15 protein-coding genes and 1 pseudogene are annotated in these 14,867 nt (G+C 64.6%); 8 read left to right on the forward strand and 8 right to left on the reverse strand.

Features of this window, described 5'->3' with window-relative positions; genetic code table 11:
* Positions 1-633 (forward strand): BsuBI/PstI family type II restriction endonuclease (locus tag QZV94_RS15585; RefSeq protein ID WP_293678824.1); only part of this gene is annotated, 633 nt, incomplete at its 5' end.
* On the opposite strand, the gene QZV94_RS15590 is transcribed toward QZV94_RS15585, so the two are convergent.
* The 5 genes from QZV94_RS15590 to traA all read right to left on the reverse strand — a co-directional run bounded on the left by QZV94_RS15590 (position 574) and on the right by traA (position 5,983).
* On the reverse strand, positions 574-1,101 hold the full coding sequence (locus QZV94_RS15590) for a hypothetical protein (protein WP_293678825.1): 528 nt from the start codon (positions 1,099-1,101) through the stop codon (positions 574-576). The genes QZV94_RS15585 and QZV94_RS15590 overlap by 60 nt on opposite strands.
* 305 nt (positions 1,102-1,406) lie before the next feature.
* Positions 1,407-1,754, reverse strand: a complete 348-nt coding sequence (locus QZV94_RS15595; RefSeq protein ID WP_293678826.1) for a hypothetical protein — start codon at positions 1,752-1,754, stop codon at positions 1,407-1,409.
* 62 nt (positions 1,755-1,816) lie between these two features.
* Positions 1,817-2,278 carry a hypothetical protein gene (locus QZV94_RS15600; RefSeq protein ID WP_293678827.1) on the reverse strand — a complete coding sequence of 154 codons (462 nt, stop codon included), beginning with the start codon at positions 2,276-2,278 and terminating at the stop codon, positions 1,817-1,819.
* Positions 2,279-2,396: 118 nt separating this feature from the next.
* A complete protein-coding gene (locus QZV94_RS15605; protein ID WP_293678828.1) occupies positions 2,397-3,077 on the reverse strand; it encodes a DUF6118 family protein in 681 nt (226 codons plus the stop codon).
* 8 nt (positions 3,078-3,085) lie between these two features.
* Positions 3,086-5,983: a Ti-type conjugative transfer relaxase TraA gene (traA, locus tag QZV94_RS15610; RefSeq protein ID WP_293678829.1), complete on the reverse strand. Its 2,898-nt coding sequence runs from the start codon at positions 5,981-5,983 to the stop codon at positions 3,086-3,088.
* Positions 5,984-6,122: 139 nt separating this feature from the next.
* On the opposite strand from traA, the gene QZV94_RS15615 reads away from it, so the two are divergent.
* From QZV94_RS15615 to QZV94_RS15630, 4 genes are all read left to right on the forward strand, one after another.
* Positions 6,123-6,443 carry a conjugal transfer protein TraD gene (locus QZV94_RS15615; protein ID WP_293678830.1) on the forward strand — a complete coding sequence of 107 codons (321 nt, stop codon included), beginning with the start codon at positions 6,123-6,125 and terminating at the stop codon, positions 6,441-6,443.
* Between the two features lie 37 nt (positions 6,444-6,480).
* Positions 6,481-6,699, forward strand: coding sequence for a conjugal transfer protein TraD (locus tag QZV94_RS15620; protein ID WP_293678831.1), 219 nt, complete (start codon positions 6,481-6,483; stop codon positions 6,697-6,699).
* Positions 6,696-8,300: a type IV secretory system conjugative DNA transfer family protein gene (locus tag QZV94_RS15625; RefSeq protein WP_293678832.1), complete on the forward strand. Its 1,605-nt coding sequence runs from the start codon at positions 6,696-6,698 to the stop codon at positions 8,298-8,300. The genes QZV94_RS15620 and QZV94_RS15625 overlap by 4 nt, the downstream gene beginning before the upstream one ends.
* A gap of 807 nt (positions 8,301-9,107) precedes the next feature.
* Entirely contained in the window at positions 9,108-9,992 is an 885-nt protein-coding gene (locus QZV94_RS15630; RefSeq protein WP_293678838.1) for a replication initiation protein, read from the forward strand.
* Positions 9,993-10,064: 72 nt separating this feature from the next.
* On the opposite strand, the gene QZV94_RS15635 is transcribed toward QZV94_RS15630, so the two are convergent.
* The 3 genes from QZV94_RS15635 to QZV94_RS25210 form a co-directional block, all read right to left on the reverse strand.
* Positions 10,065-10,346 (reverse strand): ribbon-helix-helix domain-containing protein, encoded by a 282-nt coding sequence (locus tag QZV94_RS15635; RefSeq protein ID WP_293678833.1) that lies wholly within the window; start codon positions 10,344-10,346, stop codon positions 10,065-10,067.
* Positions 10,346-10,981 (reverse strand): ParA family protein, encoded by a 636-nt coding sequence (locus QZV94_RS15640; protein WP_293678834.1) that lies wholly within the window; start codon positions 10,979-10,981, stop codon positions 10,346-10,348. Before QZV94_RS15640 ends, QZV94_RS15635 begins: the two co-directional genes overlap by 1 nt.
* 94 nt (positions 10,982-11,075) lie before the next feature.
* Positions 11,076-11,600, reverse strand: coding sequence for a helix-turn-helix domain-containing protein (locus QZV94_RS25210; protein ID WP_367254572.1), 525 nt, complete (start codon positions 11,598-11,600; stop codon positions 11,076-11,078).
* Positions 11,601-11,985: 385 nt separating this feature from the next.
* Here QZV94_RS25210 and QZV94_RS15645 point away from each other — a divergent pair, with 385 nt between their 5' ends.
* The 3 genes and pseudogenes from QZV94_RS15645 to QZV94_RS15655 all read left to right on the forward strand — a co-directional run.
* Positions 11,986-12,612: a recombinase family protein gene (locus tag QZV94_RS15645; RefSeq protein ID WP_293678835.1), complete on the forward strand. Its 627-nt coding sequence runs from the start codon at positions 11,986-11,988 to the stop codon at positions 12,610-12,612.
* A complete protein-coding gene (locus QZV94_RS15650) occupies positions 12,609-14,408 on the forward strand; it encodes an N-6 DNA methylase (protein ID WP_293678836.1) in 1,800 nt (599 codons plus the stop codon). Before QZV94_RS15645 ends, QZV94_RS15650 begins: the two co-directional genes overlap by 4 nt.
* Positions 14,405-14,867 (forward strand): annotated as a pseudogene (locus QZV94_RS15655) (restriction endonuclease); the annotation flags it as partial. The gene QZV94_RS15650 and the pseudogene QZV94_RS15655, both read left to right, overlap by 4 nt.

The raw sequence follows: 14,867 nt of genomic DNA on the forward strand, positions 1-14,867 counted from the left end.
GCCCCTGAACTGGACGAGGCGACGTTCCTGTCCAAGGCCGAAGCCTGGCGCCAGAAGCATCTCAACGCCGGTGCCCTGGCGCGGATCGCCATCGTGCGCAAAGGCGCGGTCGCGGCCGGGGATTACGTGCTGGTGACTTTCCCAAACAGCGAGACGCGGCGGCTCACGCCCGGCCCGAGCGCTGACATTTCCAAGTCGGTGATCGAGGACTTCGCGCCTCGCTTCCTGGAAGATCCCGGCGTGATTTTCCTCAGCGAGAGCGGCAACAAGGTCGTTGCCCGCGATGACGCTTTGGCTAAGGCGATCGGGCTGAATATCGCCTCAGATAAGAACCTGCCCGACATCGTGCTTGTGGACCTTGGCCCGAAGCATCCGCTCCTGGTCTTTGTCGAGGTCGTGGCCACCGATGGGCCGATCAATGAGATGCGGAAGACAGCGCTTCTCCAGCTCGCCAAAGGCGCAGGCTTCCCGCCAGACCATGTGGCGTTCGTGACGGCATTCCTTGACCGTAGCGCCGCACCGTTCCGCAGGACGGTCAACGGGCTGGCATGGGGCAGCTACGCATGGTTTGCGTCAGAGCCCGAGCGCCTCGCCCTGTTCAGCGACAAGCCGATCCGCTTGCAGGGCGGCTAGACGCTCCCGGTGCCGGCGTATCGCGGTCGGCCCGATCGACTTACTCACCCCGCAGCGCTTTCCGTGGATGACGCCCTGGAACGAGGTGTAGCGGACGCCGTGTTTCTTGGCGTGGTTCGGGTGGATGCCCTTCACCAGGTAGAGCCCAGCCTTAGAGGGTGTGTCCGCCGGGCGCACGTCGATCGCGTCCTCGTCCAGGATCATCCCGCCGACCTTGACCAGCCATGGGCGAAGCTTGGCCCGGAACGCGGCCTGGAGGGCCGGCGGGACATAGACCAGCCAGTGGACATGCGTCAGGTTCGCCGCCTGCTCAACGACCCACGCATAGGTCGGAGACCCGTAATCGGGCGCGCCGGGCCGGGTAGCGAGGTGGCGCAGCCAGCGGGTGAAGTGATGATCGCGCAATTTTTCAAAGGCCGAGGAGACGTTCTCAGGCTCGCAGGCGGTCATGCCGAATTGCAGCGTCACGAACAGGTTAGGCGCGCGGCCGACCTCCCCAGCAAACCGGAGGCCTCGTCGTAGGTTTTGGACCTGCCTGCGGTCGATGTGTCGGCTCTGCCTTGTCACCCTCACGGCCCCAGATCGTGTGTCTGTACTGCGCCTGTATACTACTAATGTGGGGCCGGCCGTAAGGCCGGCGCGCGCCGGATGGCCTTTCCCTTGTGGGGGTAGGGGTTTGCGGCCCGATCAGGTCCGCGATCCGTGTCGCTGTTTTGCACGCCCATGTGTGCGAGACGTTCCGTGAACATCATTCCGCCTATCCCGTCGGCTGTCTACTCGGTGATGACGCCACTCGACCAAGCCATGCCGTGGGACTTTCCGCGCTTGTCCCAGCCCGCGCCCCTGGCCTCTGCCGTGGACCTCAAGTTCAGGACATACCGTTGCCGACCACGAATTTCGTCGTCCCCAGGCAAGGCTTCGATAGCTTCTAACGACTGGATCACCCCCCCAAAATAGGACGGCTTGTTCTTGGTCTGGTGGAAATAAACAGTACCGTTGACCAGTGCGCCCGCCTCCTCTGGCGAAAGCAGCCAAGCGCTGCTGGCGTAGACGTTGGCCTTCGCGTCGATGCAGCGAAGGCCCAGTTGGTCTCGGCAAATCAGATGAATCTTGGTGCTCACGAGAGAATGTTCCTTGGGGAGGAGCCGGCGAAACCCCGCCCAGTTTGATGCGCGGAGTACTGCTAGACGAGCTTTTCAAGGCGCATAGCCTCGCGCACCGTTTCCGGGAGGCCGTATCGGTAGGTGGCGCCCGCGTCGTCCCACTCCTGCTCAAAGAACCAGGCTCCCTCCACGAAGCCTTCGGTGTGCGTGTATCGGCGGCCCATCGCACCCATGAGGCCGGAAAATTGTGGGCGGCTATAGCCGATCAAAGCTTGAAGCTCGCTCCCCAGTACAGTGCCTGGATGTGCCTTGTAGATTGCACGAAGCACTTCTAGTTGTTCCTTGGACAGTTTCCGGCGGCTAAGAACTTTTCGCGCCACCTCTGCGGTTACGTATGATACCCCGTCGTCGTCTTTTGAACTGCTTACGGTCGGCACCGAGCTGGGCGCGGTCGGGGTGGAAACGATAGCGGACCTCATATTAAGGTCAGGAAATGCCTCGGAAATTTCCTGTGGCGTTCCCTCAACAATGATGACTTTCATTTAAAATGCTCCGGTGCTCGATTGATGACAAATGAACATTTAGCACCGTCATTTTACTCCGCAACGGCTTTGGAGTATTTTTAGCACCTAAATATCGTGCTCTGAGGAGTCTGGGGTTTCAATTAGGCTGTTCAGGGGTTGATTCAAGGCTGAGTGTGCACCGCTGCGCGCGGTTCGCCTTTCTGGCCGCCTCTCGACATTCGTCCAGTACGGCCCGGTTATCGCGCTCTAAATTCAACGCCTGCGCTACCCGGGCAGACTCATACGGATCGGCGCTCTGCATGAGCCGAACCCCGGCTGGCCAGCGATCCAACCTCAAGGTCGCCGCCGCCATTCGCTCGGGCACGTACCAGCCAGCGGGGAGGGCGCGGGCGATCGGCCCCGAGAAGCAAACCCACACGATGATGCCGGCGACGGCGCCCACGGCGGTCATGATCGCGATCTGCCGAACCTGTTCGCGTCCCGTGCGCCAGCCCGTGGCCAGGCGCTCCAGGTCAGCCCCGGCCGTCACCACCCGCTGCACGGCGTTTCCCAGCTCGCGGCGCCCTTGCTGAGTCGAAAGCTCCGTCGCCTCCCGAAGGCGATACGCGAACGTCTCAGGCGCGATTTGCAGGGCAGGGTGCGTCTCGATCGCGGTTAGGCTCTTGGCGATAGCGCCCAGCGTTGGCGCATAGTCGACAGACGCCTGACCGTGAATCGCGGCCGACAGGCCTTCCACGCCGGCACGTAGCTGCGTCACCTCGGCCCTGAGCGCCTCGAAGGCCTCGGCCGCCGCGTCTTCCGGCTCATCCTGCGCCATGGGTCCTCCTACCGGCCAAGCCCTCGCCTGATACCAAGCGACCGAGCCAAATCATGAGCGAGGTTTCGGCCGGGGGAGGGGGCCGACAGGCCAAGCTCCTTCCGGCGGCCCGATAGAAGGGATTCCACCTGGGGATCGCGGCTAAGGCCCTTGGCCATGGTCTTCATGCGGTCCTCAACCTTGCGGCGGGCGTCGGCATGCTGCCAGCCGCCCAGCTCGGCGTGACGGGTCTTAAGCCCGGTCCAGCGTTCCACGAACCGCTCCGCGCGTAGCTGTGGATCTAGCCGCACCTGGTTCTCCCGGATCAGGGCCTTGCCGATGGCGTCCAGGCCGCCGGGCTGATCGACCCGGCCGGCAAGGCCGCGCTGGCGCGACAGGGCCGACCGGAGATCCTGCGCGGCCTCCGGACTGGCGGCGGCCAAGGTCTTCTCCGCGCGTTTCAGTGCAAGATCCTGGTGAGGCAGGATCGGAAGCCCGCCGTCTCGCATTCGCTCCACGTCGGCGAAGGCCCGGGCATAGCCGCGCACGCCTTCGGCAATCCCCTGACGCTGAAAGGATGCTGCAGGGCCCGGGGAGGGCGCTCGGCCAGTGGTAGGCGCCGCCCGTGGCTTGAAGCCCGAGAACCGCGACGGGGCGCGCTCAATCGGTCGCGTCACCCCTCGCGGGACGCTGATATCCGATTGCTTAAGGCCGCGCCGCTCAGCGAAGGCGTCGCTGTAGTCCAGGGTCGTATCCTTCGCCCGCTCGCGGCCAAGGGCGCGGGTGAGCTGGGCGCGGTCCTTGAAGTCGTCGGCGCTGTAGTGAACCGCCAACGTCTCACGGTGACGGCTCATCCCGACATAGGCGGCGTGACGGTCCAGGCCGTCGCTGGCCAGCAAATGGCCGTGGTCCACGGTGACGCCCTGGCTCTTATGGATGGTCGAGGCATAGCCGTGATCGATCTGAGCGTAGTCCTTCACGTCGAACCGGACCTCGCGCCGATCGACGCCATCGAGGCGCACGGCGAGGCAGGAACCCTCGATCCGCTCCACGGTCCCTAGCGAGCCGTTCTTCACGCCCATCGACCGCTCGTTGCGCAGGAACATCACTCGATCGCCGGGTGCGAAGGACCGCGCGCCGCGCTCGGTCTGCACCACTTGGTCGGCGCCCAACCCGCCGGCGTCGCGCATCCGGCCGCGCGCGAGCTGGTTAAGCTCGGCAACGTCGGCGCGCGTATGGGCGAGCATGAGCTGGCTGGCCTCGGGCTTGGCCTGGCGCACCGCATCCCAGCCGTCCACGAGGGCGCTGCGGGCGGCCTCCCGTGTGTCGTGGCCTCGCACCATGCCGGCGGCCTCATAACGGTCCAGAGCGGCGCCGGTGCGGCCTGTGGCCAACTCCCGCGTCGCCTCGCGCTGCCAATCTGCGCGCTGGCGCCGGATCTCGGTGATCTCGGCCGCGCCATGCCGCTCGGTGAGCGCCCGGAACGCCGCGCCAGCCTCGATCGCCTGGAGCTGTTCGGCGTCCCCGACCAGGACCACCTTGGCGCCGGCGGCGTCGGCCGCCGATAGCACCCGCTCCATCTGGCGAGACCCGATCATGCCAGCCTCGTCGATCACCAGCACGTCGCGCGCGGTGAGCACGTCCCTGCCCTGCGCCCAGCCGTGCTCGAGACTCGCGATCGTCCGCGAGCTGATGCCCGAACCGCCCTCCAGGCTTTCCGCGGCGATCCCCGACAAGGCGGCGCCGCGGACCTGGTAGCCAGACGCCTCCCACGCCTCGCGGGCGACGCCCAGCATGGCGCTTTTGCCGGTGCCGGCGTAGCCGACGACGAGGGCGAGATCCTTGGCGGCAGTGATGTGGTCCAGGGCGTCGCGCTGCGATCCCGCCAAGGCCAGGCCGCGTTCCTCGCCAGCGGCCAAAGCGATGTCACGCGAGCCCGGCGAGACGCGGTGTTGTCCCCTCCCCGCGATCTGCTCGGCGGACCGCTCTAACCGCTGTTCGACGCTGAGCATTTCGCGGGTGCTGAACCGCTCCCGGCCTGCCCCATCCTTACCCAGCGCGATCAGCTCGGGCGACGTTTGCACCGCGCTCATGGCCTCGCGGAATTGGTCGGCGTCGTCGGTGTGCCGGTGAACGAACCGGGCAAGGTCGTGATCCGTGAATGTGCTTTGCTGACGGGTGATGGCGTCCAGCGCCACGCCCGGCTCCGCGATGATCTTTTCGCCGTTTCGTCGGGCGATTTCCCGGTGATCCAGGACGCGCTCGGCGTCCTCGCCCCGGTCCTCGCGGCGCATCCCGGCCGGGCCGATTTTGTGCTGCGGCTCAAGGTCGATGCCCTGCGCCTCCAGGGTCCGGTGATCGATCCGCGCATCGATGTCTAGTTCGGCCAGGCGCGTGTTCACATGCTCGGCCCATGCCTCCCGCCAGTCCGTCAGAAGCTCCGTCGAATTCCACTCGCGGACCTTCTTTCCGAACCCTTCTGGCCCGGCTTCGCGCATCGACAGCATGACGTGAGCGTGGGGCTTGGCCAGGCCGTCCGGCCCGATGTCCCAATGCACATTGAGGTCCGCGACCATTCCCCGATCCACGAACTCGGTCTGCACAAAATCCCGCGCCAGCTCGACGCCCTGCGTCTGGTTCATCTCTCGTGGTATCGAGAACTCGATCTCGCGGGCGAGCTGGGCGTCCTTGCGGACCTCGCCGGCCTCCACCTCGTTCCACAGCGTCTCGCGGTCCTGCCAGCGTTCGGGCGAGCCCTCCGGCGCCATGATCTCTGAGTGGTCGACGCCGGTCTTGTTGGTGAAGTCGTGCGACCGGCCGAGGCGGTCATCCTCCAAGCGCGAGGCAGAGCGATAGGCGGCCGACGCCACGGCGCTGGACCCGTTGGCGCGGCTGATCACCTTGGCGCTGAAATGGTAGATGGCCACGCCGGAAACATGACTCAGTGCAACGCTTTCTACAAGCGAACGTCGGCACGACGTATAAGCGCGCACTCAAATCCTGACGGACTTTCGTGATGGACTCCCGGGGTGGGTCGTGATTCATTCAGGATGAAGGATCGAACCCATGCGCAAACCTCGCGACATCGACGCCGAATTGAGAGCGCTTTCGGACAAAGCCAGGGGGCTCAAAGCCAAACGGGTGTTGCAGCTCGGGGAGTTGGTCACCGTCACCGGGGCCGATACGCTCGATCTGGAAACGCTGGCTGGGGCGTTGTTGGCGGTTGTGAACGGCGCGAAGTCAGCCGATCAAAAGGAGGCGTGGCGCTCCGAGGGCGCGGCCTTCTTTCAACGCCGGGGACGCAAGGGGCGCTCGGGCGTTGCAGCGCCGAAGTCAGGCGACGGTGGCGGCGCTGGATCGCGCGGCGACGGCGATCCGGCGCGCTGAATCCGCCCGCGCCCGCACCGATACGAGAGCCTGGGTCATGCAACGCCGCGAACGCACCCGCCACCTCATCGAACTGGGCGGCCTCCTCCAAAAGGCCGGCTTGGTGGACCTCACCGACGATGATCGCGCCACCATTCTCGGCGGGCTTCTGGAGCTGGCCGATCGGCTCCAGGGCAGCGATGGCGCGGCCCTGTGTGAGGTGTTCCGGCGGCGCGGCCGGCGCGCGTTTGAAGCCGAAGCGACGGCCGCCGAATGAGGGTCCTGCTCCGGCTTCTTGCCCTGATCATCTACGTCGGCGCGGGCTACCTGATCGGCTTCATGGTCGGCCGCCTGCTACTCATCCCGATCGTCGCGGTGTCCCACGTCGATCACACCTTCCAGTCGATTATCCCGATCGCGGCCGGTGTCGTCGGCGCGATCAGTGGCCTCGGGTGGTTCAATAGAAAATTCGCCCTCCCGGCCGCGCGAGGCGGCGTCCACGGCTCGGCGTATTTCGCCAGCCCAGCCGAGGTCAAAAGCTCGCTCGGCGGCGGCGGCCTGATCGTCGGCCGCGAAAACCGCAAGGGTGGCCAGCTCCTCCGCTACGCTGGCCAAGCCCATCTGCTGACCATTGCGCCCACCCGCTCCGGCAAGGGCGTGGGCGCCATCATCCCCAACTTGCTGACCGCCGATCGCTCGGTCCTCTGCATCGACCCCAAGGGCGAAAACGCCCGCATCACCGCCCGCGCCCGCGCGCGCTTCGGGCCGGTCTATGTGCTCGATCCGTTCGAGGTCTCCGGCCAAGCCAAGGCAGCTTTCAATCCGCTGGATGGCCTGGATGCCGATAGTCCGGACCTCGCCGAGGATGCCGCTCTGCTGGCCGACGCCTTGGTTCACGATGCGCCCGGCCAGGGCGGCGAGGCGCACTGGAACGAGGAAGCCAAGGCCCTGATCGGTGGCGTGATCCTTTACGTGGTGTGCAACGAATCCCCAGAGGTCCGCACCCTCTCCACCGTGCGCGAACTGCTCACCGCCAGCCCGCAGGAATTCCGGGTGATGATGGAGATTATGCAGAAGGCCACCAGCGCTGGTGGCCTAATCCGCCGCGCCGCCAATCGCCACCTCGGCAAGAGCGAGCGCGAGGCGGCCGGCGTGCTGTCCTCCGCGCAGCGTCACACCCATTTCCTCGATAGCGTCCGCGTTAACGCGACCATGGCCAGGTCGGATTTTCGCTTCGCGGACCTGAAGGAGGCCAAGGCCACGGTGTTCCTGGTCCTGCCGCCGGAGCGCCTCGACGCTTATTCCCGCTGGCTGCGGCTGATGGTGGCGCAGGCGATCCACGACCTGGCCCGCGCGCCTGCGTCAGGCTCCCCTGCCCGGCCGGCCGCGCCGGTCCTCTTCCTGCTCGATGAGTTCGCGACCCTCGGCCGCCTCGAACCCGTCGAACGGGCCTTCGGCCTTATGGCCGGCTACGGCCTCCAGCTCTGGCCGATCCTCCAGGACATGCACCAGCTCTGGGGTGCCTACGGCAAAAAGGCCGGAACCTTCGTCTCCAACGCCGGCTTGGTGCAGATCTTCAACGTCGCGGACGTGGAGACAGCGAGCTGGGTGTCCAAGTCGATCGGCGCCACGACGATGAGCTACCAGACCACGGGAACCTCGACCTCGCGCGGCGCCATGCAGTTCTTCGAGACCAAGAGCAGCTCCACCTCCACGCACCTGTCGCGGCGCGAGCTGATGACGCCTGACGAGATCATGCGGCTGGATTCCAGCCTGGAGATCCTTTTGCGGCAGGGCGCCGCGCCCGCCATCGCCGCCAAGGTCCGGTATTACGACGGGCCGGAGTTCCGGGGCCTGTTCACCGCAGCGAGCGTTTAAAACGGCTTGATAGTTGTATAGGCGTATACACGTTGGCAACGCGCCAATCTGATCGGTGAGTTTTGGGGTATTGCCTCACCGATCAGGTCGCCGCTGGGCCGCGGATCGTTCTGGGGACCCCACGTCCCCCTTCCTGCCCGACTTGCCGCCCCTAGGGGCCGGAATCGGGCCTTAGCGGCCGATCTGTCGGCGATGTCGGTCGAGGTTTCTCTCGGCGCCAGCACCCGCTTTTTCGGAAAGCCATGCGACGGCTGGACCGGGTTCCATTTTCGAAGGTTTTCTCGCGTCTTCCTCTTGGAATAATTTGTCGACCGACTAGGCCGACTCATTTTGGGGGATGCCGGGTGGGAGGCCCGCGAAGCGGGCCGGGGCGGCCGAAGGCCGCGAGCCGGCGGGGGCGTAGCCCCCAAGAGGCGGTGCTTTCTTATTCTTCCTGGGCTTTGAGGTCTGGCCGTCAGTTATCCACAGGCCGGCCTACCCCAAAACTCACCGTTCTGGTTCAGATTCTAAGATTCTTCTTAGATTCAAGATTCAGAGGCCGTAACCCGCTGAACGGTAACGAAGAATCAGGCTGAAAAGTGAGTGTTGGGGCCGAGTCGCGTGAGCGTTGGGGTAGCCTAAGGTGAGCGTTGGGGTCGGTAAAAGTGAGCGTTGGGGCCGAGTCGCGTGAGCGTTGGGGTGGGAGCCTCTTCGACGGTGAGTTTTGGGGTATCCCCCTCACCGTGCCATCGGGGAGCTAGCGGATTTGCCCAACTCACAATTCGCCCGTAAGGTGAGCTAAGAATCTGCTCTTGCTCACCGTTGGATGTGTCGATGTCGAAAGGCGCTGTAGTCGATCTCGCTATTCGAACCCTGGATCAGAAGGGGCGCGGCAACCCGTTCGATCCGGCCAACTACGGCGAGATCGTCAAGCCTGGCGAGCTGGTGGATATCGTCGAGCTGAGCCCCCTCACCCTCGCAGACCGCCGTATTTACAACCTGCTGATCGCCAATGCCTGGGACCGGATCGGTGAGCCCATCATCCACGCCATCTCGAAAACGGCCCTGAAGGGCACGCATCAGGGGAACGAGCGGGTGGAAAGCTCGCTGCTGCGGCTCATGGGCACGATCGCGATCGTCACCATCCGCAAGGCCGGTAAGAGCTACAAGCGCCGCGTCCAACTCCTCGGCCCCAGCGACGAGAGTCTGGAGAAAGACGGCTTCCTTCACTACCGCATTCCCGAGGAGCTGATCGAGATCCTCCGAAACAGCGAGGTCTATGCCCGCCTCAAGACGCAGGTGATGTATTGCTTCGAGTCGAAATACGCCCTCTGCCTCTACGAGATGATCGAGCGTCGCATAGGCCTGGAATACAAACAGACGGAAGACTTCACGGTTGAGGAGCTTCGCGCTCTCCTGAACGTGCCCGAAGGGAAGCTGGAGCGGTTCGCCGACTTCAACAAATATTGCCTAAAAGCCGCCAAGGACGAAATCAACAAGCTCTGTCCGTTCTTCGTAGACTTCACGCCCATCAAGAAGGGCCGCAAGGTCGAACGGGTGGCGCTGCATTGGTTCCCCAAGACCTCCACCGGCAAACGCGATGCGCAACTCCTGATCGATCAGCACAGTGTCGTCCGGCGGGCCAAGCTGCGGGGCGAACCGCTTGAAATGCCGGTTCTGGTGGAGTTCAGCGGGCCGGCCGACGAACGGTGAGCCCCTACCCCAAAACTCACCTTTCAGGTGCCGGGGCATTTATGCTGGGTATAGGCGTATAGTTGTATACGATTATACGCTGCCGCGACCGACGCGGTTGCGGCCCTTTTTAACAAACAGGTCGTCCAGCGCCTCGGCCAACAGGCTTTGCACGGTCGTCCCGCCTTCGGCCGCTAGGATGCGGAGTTGGGTGCTGATCTCAGGGGGGAAGTGGCCGCCGATCAGCTTGGTCCCTTGCCGGGCTCCCGACGCCTTAGCGGCGGGCGTCTCGGCCGGCGTAGCCGGCGAGGGCGCGGGGTCGCCGCCAGCCTTGGCGCGGTCAAGAACGGCCTGAAGCGCATTGCCCTTGGCCATCACGCGACCTCCACATGATCGTATAGCCGTATAGTTGTATACTCGTATAACTGCTTGATTTCGGCCGCCGCCGGCCCATGCGGCTCGAACTCCTGAACCGCCTGGCCAACGGCCTGGGCGCGGAAAAAGGCTTTGCGGTTGCCGATCGTCACCGGACAGACGGCGGCGCCCAGTTCCTCCACCGCCTTCATCGCGTCGCCTGTCTCCTGCCCCTGGGGCGGCACAAAGGTCAACACGACGGCAAAGGCGCGGTTGAGCTGCCGCACGACCTCCAGCGTGTGCGTCATGCTCATGGTATCGAACACCGCCGTCTTGGTGGGGATCAGGATGAAGTCGGCATGGCGTGCCGCTTCAAAGGTCACGTCGCGCGCCACAGCCGCGCCGTCGATCACGACCAGGTCGGTGCCGGCGTCGGCGCAGGCCTTCAGCATCGCCGACAACCGAACGGGTTGGATCGAGGCGACGGCGGGCGTGTCGAGCTGGCGCACGTCTTTCCAGAAGGAGGCGGTCGCCTGCGGGTCGAGGTCGATGATCGCAACCTCCTTGCCGGCCTGCTCGGCCGCCACGGCCAGGCACGTCGCCAGGGTCGTCTTACCGACTCCACCCTTCTGCGACAGGATGGCGAGAACCTTCATGCTACCCTCCTACAGGTATAGGGCTATACTTGTATACACTGGTTATGTGAAAGGGAAGGGCTCGCGCAATCCACAAGCCAGGGCGACTGAAACCTTAAGCAGTGGGCGCCTTTGGCGACTTCGCGAGACGGAGCCTCCGTGCGCTTTTGGGCAAGACCTCCTGGGCCGGCTGCGAAAGTGCGGCTGGGCGGACAAGACCCGCCCTAAGACGTTGCGCCTGGACGGGACCTAGGCGGCGAGGAAACTCATTCGGGAATGCTTTAGCAACCTCCCCCAAGAATTCGACGAGGGGCGAGAGGTCATAGGCATTAGAGGCGATGATCCCCCGCGTCCGTCGCTGCACCCTCCTAACTAGATTGAGGCCCTCAAGCTTCACCAATGCTCTTTGCACTTGCCTGGACGATATCCCACACCTTGTCGCCAACGTCTCTACGCTGGGAAATGGCAGATCGTCCTTCTTCCACCACGACGCCGTAAGCTGTAAAAGAACTAGAAGCTCTCCGGGGGTAAGCCGGTGATCGCCGTCGAGAAATTGGTTGATGAGCAAGAGGTAGTTGGGGATCTGGGCAAACCCCCGCTCTGCAACGGCGGCGCCCCACTTCTCGTCGATGTCTGCCATTTCCGCGCGCCTCCACAACCGCCATTGCCATATGCCAGCCTGTCACCCTATATATACACATCGAGTTATACACATTAATATATACCCATCATATTCATACCCATCTTGCGCCGTCGGCCGGATCGTGCCATAAATGCCGGACAAATTCATCTGCCATTTACCCTCTTGACATCCAGGGCCGATTGGCGTAGAGTTCCCTTACGTGGTCGGCCCGGCCCATTTCCCGGTGCCCGAGCCCGAGGCCGTCGTTCTGTTGATGATGGGAAAGCGACACCGGGGAACCGGGACTAGACAATCCCCCCTAGGGCGGGACCTTCAACAGGGTCCCGCCTTTTTCATGTCGGCGCCCAAAGGCTCAAAACCGAACGGTTTTGGACCCCTCTTTGTGGACAAGCAAAATCAATGGCTTCCGGGGCTCAAAATTGCGGGTCAGAATCGAAGGATGCGAATCGGCTACGCCCGCGTGTCCCGAGGGGACCACCAAGACCTAACCGCGCAGCTTGAATCGCTGCAGGCCGCCGGCTGCGAAAAAATCTTCCAGGAGGAGCGCAGCGGGAGCGACGCCACCAGGCCCGAGCTTGCCAGGGCAATCGCCAGCCTGGGCGACGGCGACGTGCTCGTGGTCTGGAAGCTGGACCGCCTATCGAGATCCTTGCGCGATTTGTTGTTCACCCTGGAGGCCATCAACGCCGCCGGCGCAGGCTTCCTGTCGCTCACCAACGCGATCGACACCACCACGGCGATGGGCCGCCTGACGATGCAGATCGTTGGGGCGTTCGCCGAGTTCGAGCGCGAAATGATCCGCGACCGCACCATGCACGGCCTGGAAACCGCGCGCCGCGCCGGCGTCATTGTTGGACGTAAGCCGAAATTGAAGCCTTCCCAAAAGGTCGAGGTTATCCGAATGATCGAGGAGGGGAGGGCCACCACGATGCATGCGGCGTCCGTTTTCAACGTGTCAAAGGCCACGATTAAACGCGTGCTGCAGGCGCACCGAGCGCAGGCGGCATGACGCGGGCTCTTGCCCGTGTAGCGCCTGCCAAAGCCCCAGAGGCTCTGCAGACAGCGGTTGAGGCGATCCGCTACGAGCTGGCGCGCGCGCGCGTGATCGCCCGCGCTTGGGCTGACACCATTACCGAAGCCCGCCGGATCGACCAGGCGGCGCTATTCGGCCGCGCGGCGATGGAAACCTTCGCCGGCGAAATCGAGCCCGGCCTGCAGCTTTCCAAGCCTTTCGCCCAGCCCTTCGGCAAACTGGACTCCACCGCCAAGCAGCTCGCCCAGGCGATTGGCCGCCAAGCGGCGAGCCTGCCGGTCATCGAGGCCGCTCACTACCTGACGGGCCTCTACACCGCGCTCCTGCCAGGCCGGCACCGCAGCGATTTGGGCGCTTTCTACACGCCGCCGGCGCTGTCGATCCGTCTCCTAGATCTCGCGCAGGAGGAGGGCCTGGACTGGAGCACGGCCCGCGTCCTAGATCCCGCGTGTGGGGGAGGAGCCTTTCTCCTTCAGGCCGCCGCCAGGATTAGGGCGGCGCTCGAAGGCAGCGAGCCGGCGTTCATCCTATCCCACATGGGCAGCCGGCTTTTGGGCTTGGAGCTGGACGCCCATGCCGCCGGCTTCGCCCAGGCCGCGCTCGAGGTAGCTTTGGCGGATCTGGCTATCTCGAGCGGGCGGCCCGTTCCGCGCCTGGTGAAGGTCTGCGACACCTTAGAGGAGCCGCCGAGCCCGACATTCGACTTGGTGGTGGGAAATCCGCCTTATGGCCGCGTGGCGCTCACCGCCGAGCAGCGCCGACGCTTCGCCCGCAGCCTGTACGGCCACGCCAACCTCTATGGCGTGTTCACTGACATCGCCCTGCGTTGGGCCAAGCCGGGCGGATTCGTCGCCTACCTGACGCCGACCAGCGTCCTAGGTGGCCAGTATTACGCCGCCCTGCGCGGCCTTCTCGCCTGCGAAGCCCCGCCGGTGGCGATCGACTTCGTGCACGCCCGCCGGGGCGTATTCGAAGACGTACTGCAGGAGACGTTGCTGGCCCTGTATCGGCCAGGCGGCAAAGCCGGCCGGGTGCAGGTCCATTACCTGCGTATCCCGAACGAGCGAGAGGCCGAGGTCCAGCGAAACGGGACCATCAAGCTCCCCGAAGATCCTGCAGCGCCGTGGATGGCCCCTCGCGATCCAGCGCACAGTGCGTTGATCGCGCGCATTGAGGGCATGACCGGCAGGCTTGCTGATTGGGGATACGGGGTTTCGACCGGCCCTTTGGTGTGGAACCGCTTCAAGGATCAGCTTCGTGAGCGCCCCGCCAAGGGCGCGCACCCGCTGATTTGGGCGGAGGCGGTGACCGCTGACGGCCGGTTCGTATTCCGCGCTCAGAAGCGCAACCATTCTCCATATTTCAAGCTGGAGCGCGGCGACGGTTGGCTGCTGGTCGAGGAGCCTTGCGTCCTACTGCAGCGGACCACAGCCAAGGAGCAGGCGCGCCGACTGATCGCGGCCGAGCTCCCCGAAAGCTTCATCCGCGACCATGGCGGCGTCGTCGTGGAAAACCACCTCAACATGATCATCCCCGAAGGCGTGCCGAAGGTGTCGCCGGCGGCCGTGGCTGCGGTGTTGAACAGCGACATGGTGGATCAGGTGTTCCGCTGCATCAGCGGCAGCGTGGCCGTGTCGGCGTTCGAGCTGAAGTCGATCCCCTTCCCGCCGGCCGAGGCCATGAAGTCGATCGAGCGCCTGGTAGCCAAGAACGCCAAGCGGGCGACGATCGAAAAGGCCGTCCGCGATCTTTATGGCGAGGGCGCGCCATGAGCTTCCCGCCGCTCCTGACATGGCCTGAGATCCACAATCGCCTGCAGATCATTTTTCCGGCCGGAATGCAGAACCGCGAGCACTCGGTGTGGGAAATCTCGGCTCGGACCATCTTCGTGATGCTCTACGCCGGCGCTGTGGAGGGCGGCGATCAGTGGCTCCGCCCGGATCAAGTAACGCGCATGACCGACGACCAGGCCGCCCGCAGCGCGGACGCCGATCGGTTGGCGTGGATCACGGCATCCATGAAGGCCAGCAAAGGGGAAATGCCGGGCCGCTGGTATGCGGTGAACACCCGCGAATCCATCCGCGACGACACGATCAAGAACAGCCTCTTGCAGAACGGCGCGGTGATCGAGCGTCCGGGATTACCGACCACCTCGCCGGCCGGTCGCTATGCCCTCCAGGCCGAGTTTGCCGCGCTGCTGGCCCCTGAACTGGACGAGGCGACGTTCCTGT

The sequence above is a fragment of the uncultured Phenylobacterium sp. genome (genome assembly GCF_902826855.1).
Lineage (GTDB): Bacteria > Pseudomonadota > Alphaproteobacteria > Caulobacterales > Caulobacteraceae > Phenylobacterium.